The 16,422-nt window shown below is 64.7% G+C and carries 18 protein-coding genes; 7 read left to right on the top strand and 11 right to left on the bottom strand.

The features are described from left to right. Window positions 1-126 precede the first annotated feature (126 nt). Complete coding sequence (locus RIV12_RS04145) at window positions 127-354, bottom strand: PTS sugar transporter subunit IIB (RefSeq protein ID WP_070659179.1); 228 nt, start codon at window positions 352-354, stop codon at window positions 127-129. A 367-nt stretch (window positions 355-721) separates the two neighbouring features. Here RIV12_RS04145 and ptsP point away from each other — a divergent pair, with 367 nt between their 5' ends. From ptsP to RIV12_RS04125, 4 genes are all read left to right on the top strand, one after another. Beyond that, the gene (gene ptsP, locus RIV12_RS04140) at window positions 722-2,419 is read left to right on the top strand and encodes a phosphoenolpyruvate--protein phosphotransferase (RefSeq protein ID WP_309322333.1); all 1,698 of its coding nucleotides are present in this window, start codon (window positions 722-724) and stop codon (window positions 2,417-2,419) included. After that, window positions 2,416-3,396, top strand: coding sequence for an acyl-CoA thioesterase (locus tag RIV12_RS04135; protein ID WP_309322331.1), 981 nt, complete (start codon window positions 2,416-2,418; stop codon window positions 3,394-3,396). Before ptsP ends, RIV12_RS04135 begins: the two co-directional genes overlap by 4 nt. Window positions 3,397-3,523: 127 nt before the next feature. After that, entirely contained in the window at window positions 3,524-3,787 is a 264-nt protein-coding gene (locus tag RIV12_RS04130; RefSeq protein ID WP_256695740.1) for a hypothetical protein, read from the top strand. Window positions 3,788-4,014: 227 nt separating this feature from the next. After that, window positions 4,015-4,794, top strand: a complete 780-nt coding sequence (locus RIV12_RS04125; protein WP_309322329.1) for an alpha/beta fold hydrolase — start codon at window positions 4,015-4,017, stop codon at window positions 4,792-4,794. Window positions 4,795-5,188: 394 nt separating this feature from the next. Here RIV12_RS04125 and RIV12_RS04120 read toward each other — a convergent pair whose 3' ends face one another. The 3 genes from RIV12_RS04120 to ettA form a co-directional block, all read right to left on the bottom strand. After that, window positions 5,189-5,893 carry a M23 family metallopeptidase gene (locus RIV12_RS04120; protein WP_309322327.1) on the bottom strand — a complete coding sequence of 235 codons (705 nt, stop codon included), beginning with the start codon at window positions 5,891-5,893 and terminating at the stop codon, window positions 5,189-5,191. Between the two features lie 157 nt (window positions 5,894-6,050). Further along, window positions 6,051-6,509 (bottom strand): peptidase inhibitor family I36 protein, encoded by a 459-nt coding sequence (locus RIV12_RS04115; protein ID WP_178388863.1) that lies wholly within the window; start codon window positions 6,507-6,509, stop codon window positions 6,051-6,053. Between the two features lie 355 nt (window positions 6,510-6,864). Next, window positions 6,865-8,547, bottom strand: coding sequence for an energy-dependent translational throttle protein EttA (ettA, locus tag RIV12_RS04110; RefSeq protein ID WP_075418693.1), 1,683 nt, complete (start codon window positions 8,545-8,547; stop codon window positions 6,865-6,867). Between the two features lie 318 nt (window positions 8,548-8,865). Here ettA and RIV12_RS04105 point away from each other — a divergent pair, with 318 nt between their 5' ends. Both RIV12_RS04105 and RIV12_RS04100 read left to right on the top strand, forming a co-directional pair. Next, window positions 8,866-10,374, top strand: a complete 1,509-nt coding sequence (locus RIV12_RS04105; protein ID WP_309322324.1) for an AlkA N-terminal domain-containing protein — start codon at window positions 8,866-8,868, stop codon at window positions 10,372-10,374. A 12-nt stretch (window positions 10,375-10,386) separates the two neighbouring features. Beyond that, window positions 10,387-10,938: a methylated-DNA--[protein]-cysteine S-methyltransferase gene (locus RIV12_RS04100; protein WP_309322322.1), complete on the top strand. Its 552-nt coding sequence runs from the start codon at window positions 10,387-10,389 to the stop codon at window positions 10,936-10,938. Here the strand turns inward: RIV12_RS04100 and RIV12_RS04095 are convergent. From RIV12_RS04095 to RIV12_RS04085, 3 genes are all read right to left on the bottom strand, one after another. After that, the gene (locus RIV12_RS04095; protein WP_075418695.1) at window positions 10,877-11,716 is read right to left on the bottom strand and encodes a CPBP family intramembrane glutamic endopeptidase; all 840 of its coding nucleotides are present in this window, start codon (window positions 11,714-11,716) and stop codon (window positions 10,877-10,879) included. The genes RIV12_RS04100 and RIV12_RS04095 overlap by 62 nt on opposite strands. A 243-nt stretch (window positions 11,717-11,959) precedes the next feature. Then, window positions 11,960-13,081: a peptide chain release factor 2 gene (prfB, locus tag RIV12_RS04090; RefSeq protein WP_075418696.1), complete on the bottom strand. Its 1,122-nt coding sequence runs from the start codon at window positions 13,079-13,081 to the stop codon at window positions 11,960-11,962. 88 nt (window positions 13,082-13,169) lie between these two features. After that, window positions 13,170-14,081: a LysR family transcriptional regulator gene (locus tag RIV12_RS04085; protein ID WP_075418697.1), complete on the bottom strand. Its 912-nt coding sequence runs from the start codon at window positions 14,079-14,081 to the stop codon at window positions 13,170-13,172. 72 nt (window positions 14,082-14,153) lie between these two features. Between RIV12_RS04085 and RIV12_RS04080 the strand changes: the two genes are divergently transcribed. After that, on the top strand, window positions 14,154-14,507 hold the full coding sequence (locus RIV12_RS04080) for a CBU_0592 family membrane protein (protein WP_428978910.1): 354 nt from the start codon (window positions 14,154-14,156) through the stop codon (window positions 14,505-14,507). Window positions 14,508-14,573: 66 nt separating this feature from the next. On the opposite strand, the gene RIV12_RS04075 is transcribed toward RIV12_RS04080, so the two are convergent. The 4 genes from RIV12_RS04075 to RIV12_RS04060 all read right to left on the bottom strand — a co-directional run bounded on the left by RIV12_RS04075 (window position 14,574) and on the right by RIV12_RS04060 (window position 16,337). Then, the gene (locus RIV12_RS04075; protein WP_309322318.1) at window positions 14,574-15,080 is read right to left on the bottom strand and encodes a glycosyltransferase; all 507 of its coding nucleotides are present in this window, start codon (window positions 15,078-15,080) and stop codon (window positions 14,574-14,576) included. Then, complete coding sequence (locus tag RIV12_RS04070) at window positions 15,077-15,490, bottom strand: hypothetical protein (RefSeq protein ID WP_309322316.1); 414 nt, start codon at window positions 15,488-15,490, stop codon at window positions 15,077-15,079. The genes RIV12_RS04075 and RIV12_RS04070 overlap by 4 nt, the downstream gene beginning before the upstream one ends. Before the next feature lie 153 nt (window positions 15,491-15,643). Next, complete coding sequence (locus RIV12_RS04065) at window positions 15,644-16,117, bottom strand: TadE/TadG family type IV pilus assembly protein (protein WP_075418701.1); 474 nt, start codon at window positions 16,115-16,117, stop codon at window positions 15,644-15,646. Beyond that, a complete protein-coding gene (locus RIV12_RS04060; protein WP_075418702.1) occupies window positions 16,107-16,337 on the bottom strand; it encodes a hypothetical protein in 231 nt (76 codons plus the stop codon). Before RIV12_RS04060 ends, RIV12_RS04065 begins: the two co-directional genes overlap by 11 nt. Window positions 16,338-16,422 lie beyond the last annotated feature (85 nt).

Below are 16,422 nucleotides of genomic sequence, written 5' to 3'. Positions count from 1 at the left end.
GTGAGCCCCGCCCTCGTTCCCGGCATGCGCCTAAACGCCGTACCAGGACAGACGGGTCGCCCGGCTCCGCGATGAAGGTGCTGGAGCCGAGCGCCCACGCAGACCGTCCGGGAACGGGCTGATCAGTCAGAGAGCCGCGATCTCCGAGGCAAGGTTGTCCGCCGTGGGCCCCACGACGACCTGGACGACACGGCCCGAACGCACCACGCCGAAGGCACCGGCCGCTCGCAGCGCCTCCTCATCAACCTTCGTCTGATCGGTGACCTCGACACGCAGACGCGTAATGCACGGCTCGAGATCGGTGATGTTCTCCTGGCCGCCGAGACCGGCGACGATGTCTGATGCAGTGCTCATGGCTTCTCCTTCCCGGTTGCCGTCCTCACGCAATCCCCGTCAGTCATGCGCTTGGTCGGGCAAATGAGGTCCTTCGTGCTCACGATCACTTTATCCCACCTCCGCGTTGTCCGCGGCGAAGAATCCGGGGCGGAAGGAAGGACGCATGCCCACGGAGGCAGCGGGGGCCTGCCGCGCGGGAGACGACCGTGCGGGAGCACCTTCCTCGCTTGACGGCGTTCCCTCACGTAACCTTACGGGAACACGATAGCTGCCTTGACGACGCCGCAGAGGAGCTCGTTATTCCCCTGGCGGAAACGCCTCATTCCGGCCACAGTCGGGGCACAATGAGCGATGATCCCCATTCGTCTCCGATGAGGAGCACCACATGACAGCGTCCGACACCACCTCCACAACTCTGTCCGGCATCGGTGTGAGCCCTGGCCTTGTGGCCGGCCCCGTCGCCAGGATGGCACCCCCCATTCCTGAGCCCGAGATCGCGACCCTCGAGCCCAGTCGCGACGTCGAGAAGGAGTGCGAGCGCATCGCACTGGCGGCCCAGCAGGTCAAGAAGGGCCTGGAGCTGTCCGCGGCCGAGGCCAAGGCCGAGGCCCGAACCCTCCTTGAGACCACAGCACAGATGGCGGCCGACCCCACCCTGACCTCGACCGCGCAGGCCATGGTGCGCGAGAAGCGCCTGGTTCCAGAGCGAGCCGTGTGGGAGTCGGCAGGGACACTGGCCGCCATGCTGGAGTCGCTGGGCGGTTACATGGCCGAGCGCACTCGTGACGTCCAGGACGTGCGCGACCGCATCGTCGCCGTCCTGACCGAGTCCCCGATGCCGGGAATCCCCCGTCTGCCTGAGCCCTTCGTGCTCGTGGCGACGGATCTGGCCCCGGCCGACACCGCGCTGCTGGACCCCGAGAAGGTCATCGCCTTCATCACCTCCGAGGGCGGCCCCACCTCGCACACCGCGATCCTGGCCCGAGCCCTGGGCATGCCGGCGATCGTCGGCACCGGTGAGGAGGTCACTGACGCACTGGCCGAGGGCGATATCGTCCTGGTCGACGGCACCAAGGGGAGCATCACCCTCAACCCCTCCGAGGACGCTCTGCACCGGGCCAGGGAGCTCGCCTCGCGAGTGCGCGTCTTCAACGGTGACGGAGCCACGAAGGACGGCCACGAGGTCCAGCTGCTGGCCAATGTCGGTGACGCAGCCGGCGCCCGTAGTGCCGCAGAGGCCGGGGCCATGGGCATCGGCCTGTTCCGCACCGAGTTCTGCTTCCTGGACCAGCCCGAGGAGCCCACGGTGGAGGCTCAGGTGGAGGCGTACCAGGGCGTCTTGGAGGCGTTCCCCGGCAAGAAGGTCGTGGTGCGCACGCTTGACGCCGGTGCGGACAAGCCGCTGCCCTTCCTGACCGACGCCACCGAGGCCAACCCGGCGCTCGGTGTGCGCGCCTACCGCACGACGCGCCGCGACCCCGAGGTCCTGGACCACCAGCTCGAGGCCCTGGCCAAGGCCGAGGCCGCCACTGAGGCCAAGGTGTGGGTCATGGCCCCGATGATCTCCACGGCCGAGGAGGCGGAGGCCTTCACGCAGAAGGCCCGCTCCTACGGTCTGAAGACGGCCGGCATGATGATCGAGGTGCCCTCCGCCGCGCTCATGGCCGACAAGCTCTTCGAGCACGCCGACTTCGCCTCCGTGGGTACCAACGACCTCACCCAGTACGTCATGGCGGCCGACCGTCTGCTGTCCTCGCTGGCCGACCTGTCCACGGCCTGGCAGCCGGCCGTCCTGCGTCTGATCGGTACCGCGTGTGAAGGGGCCTCCCCCAAGGGACGCCCGGTGGGCGTGTGCGGTGAGGCCGCAGCGGACCCGGCACTGGCGACCGTCCTCGTGGGTCTGGGAGTCGCCTCTCTGTCGATGACGGCACGCGCGCTGCCGGATGTCGACGCCGTCCTGAAGTCCGTCACGTTCGCCGAGTGCCAGGAGCTGGCGAGGATCGCCCTGGACGCAGCGACGGCCGAGGACGCGCGCACGGCGGTGCGTGCTCAGTTGCCGATCCTGGAGGAGCTCGGCCTGTGACAGTCCCTTACCCCGTCCCCGCCGCCACGGAGGAGCCTCTCGGGTCGGTGACCCGGATCCTCAACCTGGCGGCGGGTGACGGGGAGGACATCTTCTCCGGAGGCTCTCTGCCCCAGCTCTCGGGCCGGGTCTATGGAGGACAGGTGGTTGCCCAGGGCATGCTTGCCGCGGCGGCCACGATCGAGGACGACGGTGACGGTGAACGTCTGCCGCACTCGGTCCATGCCTTCTTCATGAGGGGCGGGCAGCCCGACACGCCGATCACCTTCGCCGTCGAGCGCCTGCACGACGGGCGGTCCTTCTCCCAACGACGCACCACCGCTTCCCAGGAGGGCACGCCGATCCTCACCATGCTCACCTCCTTCCAGGAGGAGCAGGAGGGGGCCGACCTCCATGTTTCTGCCCCCTCGGTTCCGCGCCCTGAGGACTTGACGAGCGCTCTGGAGATCTTCCGCACGATCGACCATCCGGTGGCGCGTTTCCTGGGGCGAACGGCGGCCTTCGACCTCAGGCACGTGGAGGGCAATCTCTACCTGCGCCCCACCAAGGAGCGTGTCGGTCGCCAGCACCTGTGGATGCGCTCGCGCAGCCGCATCCCGGAGCAGACCGCCCAGACTGTGCACCGGGCACTGCTGGCCTACGTGTGCGATCAGGTGATGCTGGAGCCGGTGCTGCGAAGCCAGGGACTGTCCTGGCGCAGCGAGGGCATGAGTCTGGCGACCCTCGACCACGCCCAGTGGTTCCACCGGGACGTGGACATGGGCGACTGGCTGCTCTACGTGCAGGACTCCCCGTCCTCACAGGGCGGCCGCGGCATGGCGCGCGCACAGGTCTTCGACTCATCCGGCAGGCTCGTGTCGACCATCGCCCAGGAGGGCATGGTCCGTATGCCCTCCGGTTCCCAGTCCGACGGCGGTTCAGGACGTTGGCGGATCCGCATGGGCGAGGGCGACGACGGCAGCGCGATCCCCGGCTGAGGCTCTCTCCACCTTTCCTCCTCTCAGGTGATTAACGGTGCCGATTGCCATACTTCAGATTCTCAACGCTATCGCCGCAACAATCAGTACGTTGTCATCACTGCTGGCTGTCTTCCAACCTCAGATCATGAGCAAGTCGCGAGAGGTCAGCGCCGGGGAGAGGTTCTTCGCTCAGATGTATGCGGCTCGAGCGGTTCCCCTCGGCGTGATGACGGCAGCCGTACCTTTTGTCGCCGCTTCAGACATCACTACCGTGAGGCTGGTCCTCATGGCTGCAATGGTGGTCCAGATCGTCGACGCCGGCATCGGTATCCGACGCAGAGAGGTGGCCATGATCATCGGCCCGTCGATCGCGGCCATCATCCACGGCATCACAGCCTGGCTGACATAAACGCATTTATTCAGATTCCTTCTCAAGAGGAGAGAATAGGGTTAGTCTAGGCGTCAAAATGACAGAGAGAGGACGTGAGACTCAGGGGACGATTCGAGACAAGAATGCAAACGGAACCACACACAAGAGCCACTGACAGTAAAAACAATCTCCCACTCGTGAACGCAATCTCATCATCCCCACCACCCCAGCGAACAGCTTTTAAGTTTTCATGATATGATCGAATCATGACTTTTGTGACACTGTCAAACGGCGGCAGCCTTTGGTACTCCATAAGAAACACATTATCACCCAAACCTCCATTAGTGCTTATCCAAGGAAGGGGACTCGACCACCACGGATGGGACTCCGTTCTCAGCGAATTCACCAATCGAACCATCGTACTCCTTGACCACAGAGGCACCGGCCAGAACACAGCGCCACTGAACTCAGAATGGTCGACGAGAGATTTCGCAAAGGATGTAGTAACCATCCTCGATCACGCAGGCATCGACAGGGCGCACGTTTACGGACACTCAATGGGAGGAAGAATTGCTCAGTGGCTCGGAGCGGAGCATGCAGATCGCATTATTACACTCATCATTGGGGGCACCAGCGTTGGTGACGGAACTGGACTACCTCGCCCTACCACTGGAGCAGCGGCCCTAGCATCCGGCGACCCAAGCGCACTAGTTTCACTCTTCTATCCGGATCCTTGGATCGCAGCAAATCCTCAACAAGCCACCAGCGTCTTCCCCGCACCTCATTCACCGGAAGCAATGAGCATCCACAGCAAGGCCTCAGACCGCCCTGACGGGCCAGCCCCAGAAAACATTACGGCCCCCACTTTGATCCTGCACGGCACGAACGACCCTATCTCCGATCCTGGCAACGCAGCAATCCTTGGAAATCGAATCCCAAATGCGGAAGTATTCATGATTCCGGACGCCAGGCATGCATACTGGGCCGGAAATCCAGAAGTTCATGCCTCGGTCGCAAAATTCATTTCATTAAATGATCCGAACTGATGCCTTTGTTTTTCTCCCGCGTCGCGTCAGCGACTCGGTGTCCACACATCGACATGGCTGGCTCCACAGTAGATGCGGTTGGACGACGACCCCGGAATCTCGGGAGTTCCGCTTGGACCCCTACGTCGCCGCAGCGTTCATGTCCGCTGTGTGGACACCGGAATGGTGCGGGTTGGGGACTGCGTTGTCCATCCAGGACGTACTTCTCCCCCACACGACTGCGGCCGGATCTCAGAGGCTTGCAGGAGAATGCAGTCCTCGCCGGAGAAGTACGTCTCCGAGCGGGAACTGCGTACTGCGCCGTAGGCCGATCCCCGCTTCTTGCCACGATCAGGGCGCGGCGGCCCCACGAGGGGACATCCGCCGGATCCGAGGCTCATTCTGTAGCGTCGCCTCAAGGCTGAGCGATGATCGAGCCCTGCTCGGGGCACGACTGCCGGCGAAACTCCCAGGGAGCATCTTGCTGCGGGCTGCGTTGCCGGAACTCCTCGAACCGGAGCGGCACCCCCTTGGCGGCATAGGCATCAGGGCTGTCCATGGCTTGAATGTGGAGATGGGGCTGCGTGGAGTTCCCGGAGTTGCCGCATCTGCCGATCTGATCGCCGGCGCGCAGCCGCTCACCTGGCGACACCTGAACAGACCCTCGCTGAAGGTCCACGAGTCCAACGTAATAAGGGCTGCCCGTAACCTGGATGATGACGTGATTCCCGAGGATCGCGGTCAGTCCCCGCCGAATCCGCCGGGGTTGGCTCAATCCGTGCGGGATGAGTGTCAGCATGGAGCGGCGCGCCTCATGGTCGGGTTCGCCGTCGTGAGCAGACACCACAGTTCCTGCAACGGGTGAGTACAGGGGGCGCCCGAAGGCGTAGAAGAGCTCTGGCGATTCGGTGGCGAAGACCGTACGCAGGCTGCGCTTAGGCGCCGTGCGACCGTCATCGTCGACGGCGAGGAAGTCGAGCGCGTACGTGGTGGCGAACAGATCGGTCCCGTGGCTCGGGACGCGGCGCGTGGGGCTGATCTCAGTCAGCCACTGCCCGTCGAATGGAATTCTCCCGGTGACGCCTTCTTCGGGGATGAGCCCCGATGTCTCTCTACCCATGAGGACACCTCCAAGCAAGCACTCTCAGCACGACCAATATTACCGGGCAAAGCGAAAAAGACACCACGGGAGTGTGGATGACGAGAGTGGTGCCAGCCGACATCTGTTGACGTCGGCTGGCACCACTGTTGACGACACTCCATCAGCTCAGCCCAGACTATACGGGGCAGTTCCCATTCACGCACAACTTAACGTTGTCGTTAATCTCATGCGACGCATTCTCATTCTTGAGTTCAGGTCGGAGGTTCACCGGCTCACCATCAGGGATCGTCTGACTAGGTCCTGAGTGGTTGGAGTTGTAGTAAATTGTCACCGACCGGCCCGTCCGGTTCCAGACCGAGGCCGCGTTATTCTTCACGCACTTGCCTTGCCCATTTCCAGACCCCTTGAACTCATAGCAGTTGGGCTGACTGCCACCGTAGTTGGGGATGGAGCCGCTGAAATCAGAAAGCGAGCCCTCCCCGTTGCTGTTGTAGTAGAGACAGACCTCTCCAACGTCACAGACACCGTCCCTCTCAGCAGCACTTGCTGCCGAAGTCGGAATCAGAAGAGCGCCTGCGGTCAGCAGGATGAGTGAGCCGGCACTTGCGATACGGCGAGCCATTGTCGTACCCATGATGATTGTCCTTTCAAAGTGGCGGAGTATGTGAGGCGACACCCTGACCACGTGAGGTCGCCGCCTGAAATAACCATAGAATCCGCCTTCTGAAACTCACCAGAGCGGTCGACCCCCATTGACGAACGCCTACCCCAACCATTATAGTGCTCAATTTTATGCATCTAGTCGCTCCGACGTCGACGCCACCGCTCTTGAGGAGTGCCTCCGAGTCTCCGGCGGCGACGGCTTCAGGCACCATGACGAGGCACCCTCATCGCCCATAACGGATATGCCATTCCCACAGCCAGTCGGCTGTGGGAATGGCATATCCGTCTGAGACGGCGGCTCGAGCCGGAGCTCGATCGCTCAGGGTTCAGTCGCGGGTCAGCTTCCGGTAGGTGACCCGGTGGGGGCGGGCCGCCTCGGGGCCGAGGCGCTCGACCTTGTTCTCCTCATAGGAGGCGAAGTTCCCCTCGAACCAGTACCAGCTGGCCGGGTTCTCGTCAGTTCCCTCCCAGGCCAGGATGTGGGTGGCCACGCGGTCGAGGAACCAGCGGTCGTGGGTGATGACCACGGCGCAGCCGGGGAACTCCAGCAGGGCGTTCTCCAGGGACCCCAGGGTCTCGACATCGAGGTCGTTGGTGGGCTCGTCCAGGAGGATGAGGTTGCCGCCCTGCTTGAGGGTCAGGGCCAGGTTGAGGCGGTTGCGCTCACCGCCGGAGAGCACGCCGGCCGGCTTCTGCTGGTCTGCTCCCTTGAAGCCGAAGGAGGCGACGTAGGCGCGCGAGGGCATCTCCACGTTGCCGACCTGAATGTAGTCCAGCCCGTCGGAGACGACCTCCCAGAGGGTCTTCTTGGGGTCGATACCGGCGCGGGATTGGTCGACGTAGGAGAGCTTGACGGTCTGGCCGATCTTGAGGTCTCCGCCGTCGAGCGGCTCCAGGCCCACGATGGTCTTGAACAGGGTGGACTTCCCAACGCCGTTGGGGCCGACGACCCCGACGATGCCGTTGCGCGGCAGGGTGAAGGAGAGCCCGTCGATGAGGGTGCGCCCGTCGAAGCCCTTGTTGAGGTTGGTGGCCTCCAGGACCTGGTTGCCCAGGCGGGGCCCCGGCGGGATCTGGATCTCCTCGAAGTCGAGCTTGCGGGTGCGCTCGGCCTCGGCAGCCATCTCCTCGTAGCGGGCCAGACGGGCCTTGGACTTGGCCTGGCGTCCCTTGGCCGAGGAGCGCACCCACTCGAGCTCCTCCTTGAGGCGCTTGGCGAGCTTGGCGTCCTTCTTGCCCTGGACCTCGAGGCGCTTCTCCTTGGTCTCCAGGTAGGTGGAGTAGTTGCCCTCGTAGGGGTAGAGGTGGCCGCGGTCGACCTCGGCGATCCACTGGGCGACGTGGTCGAGGAAGTAGCGGTCGTGGGTGACGGCGATGACGGCACCCTGGTAGCTGGCCAGGTGCTGCTCGAGCCAGAGGACGGACTCGGCGTCGAGGTGGTTGGTGGGCTCGTCCAGGAGGAGGAGGTCCGGGGCCTCGAGGAGCAGCTTGCACAGGGCGACGCGGCGGCGCTCACCACCGGAGAGGTTCTTGACCTCGGCGTCCGGCGGGGGGCAGCGCAGGGCGTCCATGGCCTGCTCCAGCTGGGAGTCGAGGTCCCAGGCGTTGGCGGCGTCCAGGGCGTCCTGGAGAGTGCCCATCTCCGCCATGAGGGCGTCGAAGTCGGCGTCCGGGTCCGCCATGGCGGCGCTGATCTCGTTGTAGCGGTCCAGCTTGGACTTGATCTCGGCAACGCCCTCCTCGACGTTGCCCAGAACGGTCTTGTCCTCGTTGAGCGGGGGCTCCTGAAGGAGGATGCCGACGCTGTAGCCGGGAGTCAGGCGGGCCTCGCCGTTGGAGGGCTGGTCGATGCCGGCCATGATCTTGAGGATGGAGGACTTGCCGGCACCGTTGGGGCCGACCATGCCGATCTTGGCTCCGGGGAGGAAGGCCATGGTGACGTCGTCGAGGATGACCTTGTCCCCGTGGGCCTTGCGCGCCTTGATCATCTGGTAGATGTACTCAGCCACTGCTCGTATGCGCCTTTCGTCAGGGTGTGAGCGGAGGTTCTGCGCGACGACGGCGACCGACCGGTCCCCTCCGTGCGCACCGTGGCCAAGCCTAAGGGAGCCCTGGAGCAATGGCGACGACGGCGGAGGTGAGACGGTGCACGCGGATCCACGGCTCCCCGCTGAGGACGCTCATGTTCTCGGACCACTCGCCGGCGAACCGGGAGGAGACAGTGCCGCCTAAACCAGAAGCGCGTCAACGGCTGGACATCAATGTCCGAAAACGGCCGGACTCCTTCAGACCCCGATGCCATGCTTGGAACGTTTCTGAGGAGGATCATGCCGGATTTGGACAACGAATCGCTGTATAAGGCCCTGTTGGCCAAGGACACCCGATTCGACGGACGGTTCTTCGTTGGGGTCGCAACGACCGGTGTCTATTGCCGCCCAGTGTGCCGGGCGCGGAAACCGCTTGCGGTCAACTGCTCCTTCTACGCCACGGCAGCCGAGGCCGAACAGGCGGGTTTCCGCCCCTGCCTGCTGTGCCGGCCCGAGCTGGCACCCGGGTACGCCCCCGTGGACTCCTCAGCGTCACTAGCTCGCGCCGCAGCACGGTACATCGAGAGGAACTGTGGTGTTCAGGGAAGCCTGACGGACATCGCCCGTCATCTGGGCTGCTCCAACCGCCACCTGCGCCGTGTCTTCGAGGACGCTTATCACGTGCGTCCCGTGGAGTACCGCCAGACCTGCAGACTTCTGCTGGCCAAGAGTCTTCTGACCGACACGGACCTATCTGTGGTGGACGTGGCCTACTCCGCGGGGTTCGGCAGCCTGCGCCGCTTCAACGAGGTGTTCCGACGTCGCTACCGGCTGACGCCCACCGCTTTGCGCAGCCAAGCACGGCTCAACAGGGCCGACGGTGACACCGTCCAGCTCAGTCTGGGGTACCGTCCCCCATACCGTTGGGACCTCATGCTGAAGTTCCTGGCACGCAGAGCCATCCCCGGCGTCGAGAAGGTCGAAGACGATCGTTACGCCAGGACGATCCGCCTGCGCTCCTCAGGACGTGATCTCACCGGCTGGGTGGCCGTGGGCAACGACTCTGAGCACAATCGGCTGGCGGTAACCGTCTCCGCCTCACTGCTGTCCGCATTACCGGTGGTGCTGGACGGGATCAAGAATCTGTTCGATCTCCACTGCGAGCCCGATACCGTGGCTCGCGCACTCACAAGCATGGACGACTCCACGCTCGGACCATTCATCCCGGGCACACGTGTGCCGGGCTGCTTCGACGCCTTCGAAACCGCTGTCCTCGCGGTCCTGGGTCAGCAGGTCACGGTCCAGGCGGCCAGGACACTGGCCGGTCGGCTCGTCCAGGCCCTTGGCTCGCCCGTGGACACCGGAATCGACGGACTGACCACGACCTTCCCCATGGTTCAGGAGCTCCTCAACCTCGACGGTGCGATCGAGCAGCATCTAGGACCGCTCGGCATCATTGCTGCCCGGGCACGGGCTATTCACGGCCTGGCCGCGATGATGAGTTCTGGCATCATCGACGCCTCCTGCTGCCCCGACCCTGAAGCCGCAGTTACTCGGTTCATGGAGATCCCGGGCATTGGAGCCTGGACCGCCAATTATATCGCCATGCGCTGCCTGGCCTGGCCCGATGCATTCCTCGCCACCGACCTGGAGGTCAGAAAGGCGCTGGGAACCCCGCCCCCGGGGAAGATCCTCACCCTGGCTGAATGTTGGAAACCGTGGCGGGCCTACGCCGTCATGCACCTGTGGAACCGGGCAGAGGCAGAATCAGCGTCCGAACACGCCACCAAGAGCAAGAAGCGGAACTAGAAGAAGGAAGAGATGCACTACCTCAGCCATTACGAGTCACCCCTTGGCGCCATGACCATGGCCAGCGATGGCGAGCACCTCACGGGCCTGTGGTTCGACGGTCAGAAGTACGACCGCTCGACGATCGACGACGACGCGGTACTCCAGCCCCGTCTACCTGTTTTCACACAGACGGCCCAGTGGCTCGACGCATACTTCGGGGGTGCTGACCCGGGTTTCACTCCGCCGATCAGCATCGAGGGCTCCGACTTCAAAAAGACGGTCACCTCCATCATGCTGTCCATCCCCTTCGGCGCCACCAGCACCTATGCCGGCATCGCCGCCGACGTTGCGCGCCGCACCGGCCGGAAGCAGATGTCCGCCCAGGCCGTGGGTGGCGCGGTCGGGCGCAATCCGATCGTTCTCATCGTGCCGTGCCACCGTGTGCTCGCCTCCGACGGGAGCCTGCGCGGTTACGCGGGAGGGGTTGACCGCAAGGAACGGCTCCTGGAGATGGAGGGGGTCAACGTGTCCGGTCTGTTAACGCCGCCAGCCGCTGACGACGGCGGTGGAACACGAGAATGAGGAGACCGACCGCGACCCAGATCAAACCTTGGAGCACCCAGGTGATCGACCCAACGGGGAGATGCAACCGATCCGACAACAAGTCGTTCGCCACATGAAATCCCCCGTGCACGCCGATGGCCGCCCAGGTCGACCCGGAGATCGTTCGAACAATCAATGCTGTCACCGCAAATCCGCACGGTGGAGCGAGATACGTGAGGTGCTCGAGAAGATTCTGCTGACCTCCTTGGGACAAGAGATGAAGAACGGTGAATCCGAGAACGCTGGACACTGCTGCGAAACGCGCCTCACCCAATGAGGAGAAGAGCCAGCCTCTCCAAATCACCTCCTCAGGAATTCCCTGAAGAAGGAAGGCTATGGAGAAGGACTCGACGATCGCGAGCCACAGTGGACTCTGGGGTACCGACTGGTCGCCACCGGCAAACCCGAACACTTGAAGCATGCTGGCCACCACAAGGTCTACGACGAGCGCAGCCAGAATCATCCCTGCCAGCCAAAGCATCGCACGTCTGTCGATGCGCAGGCCCATACTGACATGCCGGCCTCGGTCAAGCGTGCGACCCAAGACATAACACAGGGTAAGAGCGACCACCACCGCCGCCCCATAGATCAGCAACACACACGCCCCCACCGCGAATGACTCCACGAGATCATCGGGATTCTCATGTGCGAGAGCAAAAGAGTGGATGACAGGAATCTGCTTCAGTAAAGGCGGAGCGAGCGCGCAGGCGAACATCATCACAAAGGCAATCACGATGCGCAGAACCTTGCCGCCCACAGTGAGGTGATGACCTTGATCCGATCGATCCCCACTGAGATCCGAGGACTCGAGAGACGAGAATGTTGATGATACTTCCACCGACCGAGGTTTTTCATGTGATGCGCTCATAAAATTCACGGTACGCCTCATATTTTGTGCCCTCAATCGAACCTTGAAGGAATCAGGGGCGCGTGGAAAAGAAATCAGGGATCCCTCCGGGGGATCCCTGACTCCGGTGACGCTTCTAATGAAGCGAGCCGCTCAGTCCTCTGCGGTCTCCTGCTGCTTGCGCCAGCGGATGCCGGCGTCGATGAAGCCGTCGATGTCGCCGTCGAACACCGAGTCGGGGTTACCGACCTCGAAGTTGGTCCGCAGGTCCTTGACCATCTGGTAGGGGTTGAGGACGTAGGAGCGCATCTGGTCCCCCCAGGAGGCCTTGACGTCCCCGGCGAGCTCCTTCTTCTTGGCGTCCTCCTCCTGCTGCTTGAGCAGAAGCAGGCGCGACTGGAGAACGCGCATGGCGGCGGCGCGGTTCTGGATCTGGGACTTCTCATCCTGCATGGAAACCACCAGCCCCGTGGGCAGGTGGGTGATGCGCACGGCGGAGTCGGTGGTGTTGACGCTCTGCCCGCCGGGTCCCGAGGAGCGGAAGACGTCGATGCGGATGTCGGTCTCGGGGATGTCGATGTGGTCGGTGGACTCGATGAGAGGGATGACCTCGACGGCGGCGAAGGAGGTCTGGCGGCGGCCCTGGTTGTCGAAGGGGCTGATGCGCACCAGGCGGTGCGTCCCGCCCTCGACACTCAGGGTCCCGTAGGCGTACGGGGCGTGAACCTCGAAGGTGACCGACTTCAGGCCCGCCTCCTCGGCGTAGGAGGTGTTGAGGACCTTGACGGAGTACTCGTGCCGCTCGGCCCAGCGGGTGTACATGCGCAGGAGCATCTCTGCGAAATCAGCTGCATCCACACCGCCGGCGCCCGAGCGGATGGTGACGACGGCGTCGCGCGGGTCGTACTCGCCGCTCAGCAGCGTGCGGATCTCCAGGTCGGAAAGGTCCTTGCTGATAGCTGACAGGTCGGCTTCGGCCTCGGCGAGGATCTCGGCGGCGTCCTCCCCCTCCTCTTCACCGGCGAGCTCGACCATCGCCTCGAGGTCCTCGATGCGCTCCCCCAGGCTCTCGACCCGCTTGAGGTCGGCCTGGGCGTGGGACAGCGCGGATGTGACCACCTGGGCGGAGTCGGGGTCGTCCCACAGGTCCGGGGCGGACGCCTGCTCGGAGAGCTCGGCAATGCGGGAGCGCAGGGCCTCGGGGTCGGTCACCGCGGCAATGGAGGCGTAGGTGTGTCGGAGTCGTTCGATCTCGGAGGAGAAGTCAGTGGCCACGGAGGGAAGTCTACGGCAGAACGTGCGAGGGGCGCCGTCAGGGCGGGCTCGGCCCGCTCAGACGGATCGACGACACCACCGTTGACCGTCACCCCAGCTCAATGCCCTGGGCCTGGGCGAGCAGAGCCTCGAGCACAGCGCGTGTCGCGGGACCCGGCTCGGTGCGGGTCGAACGGTGGCGCACCACCAGCTGACGCACGCCCAGCCCGGGGAGGCGCACCACGCTGACCTCATCGGGGACGAGTCCGGAGTAGACGGCCAGCTCGGGCAGGAGCGCGCACCCCAGGCCCTGACCGACCATGGCCAGGACGACGTCGTAGTCGTAGGCGACATGCCGCATGGTCAACGGCACCCCCAGCTGACGCTCCAGACGGTCCAGGGCGAAGGCGCCGGCGGTCTCCGGAGCCAGATCGATCCAGGTTGCGCGCGCCAGGTCCGCCAAGGTCGAGGGGGCCGCCTGCTCAGCCGGCACGACGACGAGCCAGGACTCGTCCAGTAATGGAATGTCAGTCATGCCCCGAGGCGCCGCGGGAAGCGTGTGCTCGTCGCGCTCGATGAGGACCATGTCGAGCTCGCCCCGACGCAGCCGGGACAAGGCGTTGCGCTCCTCGACCTCCTCGACGATCACCTCCAGCTCCGGGCTGGTGGTCGCCAGGGAGCTCAGGAGCGGCAGGAGCAGCGCGCGGACGGCGGAGGCGAAGCCCCCGACACGCACCACGCCGGAGGGGATGGAGTCGTCCAGGTCCGCCAGCTCACGGCGCACGGTGGTCAGCTCGTCCTCGATGCGCTCGGCAGCGTCCGCCAGAACCTTCCCGGCCGCCGTGAGCACGGCTCCGGCGGGTGTGCGGTCCAGGACCCGGGCGCCGCACTCGCGTTCCAGAAGGCGAATCTGCTGGGAGACGGCCGACGGCGTTATATGAAGGAAATCTGCCGCTGCGACGACCCCTCCGGCTCGGTGGACGGCCAATAGAACCGAGAGTCTCTGAGGCAATACCTGCATGAAGTAAATCTACATCCCTTATGCAGATAGATGCGATTGACCTTCATCCGGGGGTGTCTAAGAATCGTCCTCGTGAACGACGTGCTCTCCTCCCTCATCTCTATCGGCGGCTGGATCGGTGCCGCTGAGCTCCTCGTGGCCTACTTCTTGGTCTCCAAGGGCACGATCGCAGGCGATTCACTCAAGTACCAGGCCCTCAACATCACCGGCTCCGTGCTGCTGACGATCAACTGTGCAAGCTCCGGGGCCTGGCCCAGCGTCATCGCCAACGCCTTCTACCTCCTGGTGGGTCTCAACATCCTGTTCACGGTGAAGCGGGCCTACATCGCCCAGTTCTCGCGCCGGCAGAAGGAGGAGCTGTGGTCCCGGATGCACCCGCGCCGACGCTCCTCCGTGGTCTCAGCAGGCTTCGTCGAGCAGGCCTGAGGGCACAGGCCTCCTTCCCCACTTCACCTTCCACCTACCCTTTTCGACGCAGTCAGCCCTGTGGGCTCACTGCGTCGTCGTCATCCGGGCCGAGCCAGTGGCGGTGATGGTGAAACCCTCTGCCGGAAGGATCCCCCAGGGCAGGAAGGGCGGCCGGGAACGAGCCTGCAGCGTCACCACAGCGGTCCGGCTGTCGGCGGCTCCGGCACTGATCATCGTGATCCCCTCCAACCTGGCGGCTGCCGGCTGGGCGGACAGGTCCTCGGCCGCCTTGCCTCTCACCCCCATGTCGGTAAGGGCTCCCGGTACGGTATCCGTGGCGCCGCCCCCGTAGTAGGGGTGTGCATCCATGCTGTCTGCTCCCGCGGCCGCGGCCGAGTCCGCCAGCGATGTGAGGGTTTTGAGGTCGAGGTAGACGGCGGTCGCCGAGGCAGCGACGAACAGCAGCGCGAGGACGACGCAGATGAGTCCGACTCCCAGAAGAAGCGTCTGCCCGTCCTCCTCGCGGCGTAACCGATGCACCAAGGCGCGGGCCCGCCGCTGAGCGGTTCTGGGGCCGGTCGCCCTGTTCACTGCTCCTCCTTGCCCGGCAGGGTGATGGAGCGCTCAGTGTCCACGACGACGACGTCGCGACCGATCCCCAGCGAGGCGAAGCCCGGAAGGTCCACACCGGCTGAGACCTTGACCGTCGCCGGCTGCCCCCGGGCGCAGCCGTGAGCACAGTTCACCGACAGGGAGCCGGAGGGATCGGCGTCGACGCCCTGATCGGACAGGGACAACTGCATCGCCACCTGCGCGTTATCCATCGCGGAGGGCGAGTCATCGACCTCCAGGACCCGACTGGCGGCGTCAGCCGCCGAGGCGACGGCGAAGGTCGTGGCCTGGATCTGAGCAAGCGTGACCACCAGGTAGAGCACAGGCACCACCAGGACGGCACTCCACCCGATGAACTCGACGATCGCGTTGCCCTCCTCCCGGATCACGAGCCGCCGGAAGCTCCGGCCACCTGCCCTCAGGGCCTCTCGGCGCCGGCTGACAGGCTGCCCGGCTGTCACGAGGTCCGGGATCACCCTGGGTAATCGCGACACGGCACCGCGCCCGCGACGCCGTGAACCGGTCATGGACATCACCCGCACTCACTTCTCCCGAATCAAGGAGGACTCATCGACAGCGTGCCCGGTGGCCCTTAGCGTCCCTCCGGGTCCGAAAAGCCCCAGGACCGGAAAGGGAGCGGTCACCGTCACCTCGACGATCATCAGCTCACCCGAGGGGACCCGCGAGACGGTGACGGTGTCCACGTAGCCGCGCCTCAGGGCGGCGTCGGACAGAACCTGTACCCGCTGGCGCGCCTCGGCCTCCGTGCCCCCGACCAGAGCGGCTCGACGGGCGCCGTCGCCTGCGGCATCGGTGAGGACGTTGCGGGCGTAGACCCCCAGGACGACCTGGATGAGCGCCACGAAAACGGTGATGACGAGCGCACCGACCATGACGAAATCAACGACGGCCGAGCCCGAGTCGTTCTGCGCGCTGAGGCGGTTGGGGACCAGCCGACGCGGTGCGCAACCGCCCCGCGGGAACGCGCCTCGGCGAGGGGCTCGTTCAGATCGCACCGGTCACCTTCGCAATGGCGTTGAGGAAGACCTCGGTCAACGCGCTGCCGGCCACCGTCCACAGTGCCACCACGAGACCGGCGGTCATGAGGGTCACCAGGACCCAGCCGGGGACGTCACCACGCTCATCGCGCAGATCGATCCGGGCCGCGCCGGCGGCACGCCATGACCGGGAACCGTGTTGAGAAGGGCGAAACGAGGGAGGGATGAGGCGCTTCATGACTGCTCCTTGCTGTCGGGGGGGGATCTGAGCGAGAGGATGATGGATGGTCAGGTTCTGGAGGCGCAGGAGGGCGACAGTGACA

The organism is Actinomyces stomatis (assembly GCF_031292835.1).
In the GTDB taxonomy this organism is placed as follows: Bacteria; Actinomycetota; Actinomycetes; order Actinomycetales; family Actinomycetaceae; genus Actinomyces; species Actinomyces stomatis.
Note: the sequence above shows the minus strand (reverse complement) of the source record. Positions and strands in the feature narration are given on the sequence as shown.

Bases quoted from the DNA above. Each gene is read 5' to 3' on its own strand.
- RIV12_RS04085 (WP_075418697.1), bottom strand. From the start codon at position 14,081: ATGCAGGTATTGCCTCAGAGACTCTCGGTTCTATTGGCCGTCCACCGA.
- RIV12_RS04130 (WP_256695740.1), top strand. From the start codon at position 3,524: ATGAGCAAGTCGCGAGAGGTCAGCGCCGGGGAGAGGTTCTTCGCTCAG.
- RIV12_RS04100 (WP_309322322.1), top strand. From the start codon at position 10,387: ATGCACTACCTCAGCCATTACGAGTCACCCCTTGGCGCCATGACCATG.
- RIV12_RS04105 (WP_309322324.1), top strand. From the start codon at position 8,866: ATGCCGGATTTGGACAACGAATCGCTGTATAAGGCCCTGTTGGCCAAG.
- RIV12_RS04120 (WP_309322327.1), bottom strand. From the start codon at position 5,893: ATGGGTAGAGAGACATCGGGGCTCATCCCCGAAGAAGGCGTCACCGGG.
- RIV12_RS04125 (WP_309322329.1), top strand. From the start codon at position 4,015: ATGACTTTTGTGACACTGTCAAACGGCGGCAGCCTTTGGTACTCCATA.
- ptsP (WP_309322333.1), top strand. From the start codon at position 722: ATGACAGCGTCCGACACCACCTCCACAACTCTGTCCGGCATCGGTGTG.
- RIV12_RS04115 (WP_178388863.1), bottom strand. From the start codon at position 6,509: ATGGGTACGACAATGGCTCGCCGTATCGCAAGTGCCGGCTCACTCATC.
- RIV12_RS04060 (WP_075418702.1), bottom strand. From the start codon at position 16,337: ATGAAGCGCCTCATCCCTCCCTCGTTTCGCCCTTCTCAACACGGTTCC.
- RIV12_RS04145 (WP_070659179.1), bottom strand. From the start codon at position 354: ATGAGCACTGCATCAGACATCGTCGCCGGTCTCGGCGGCCAGGAGAAC.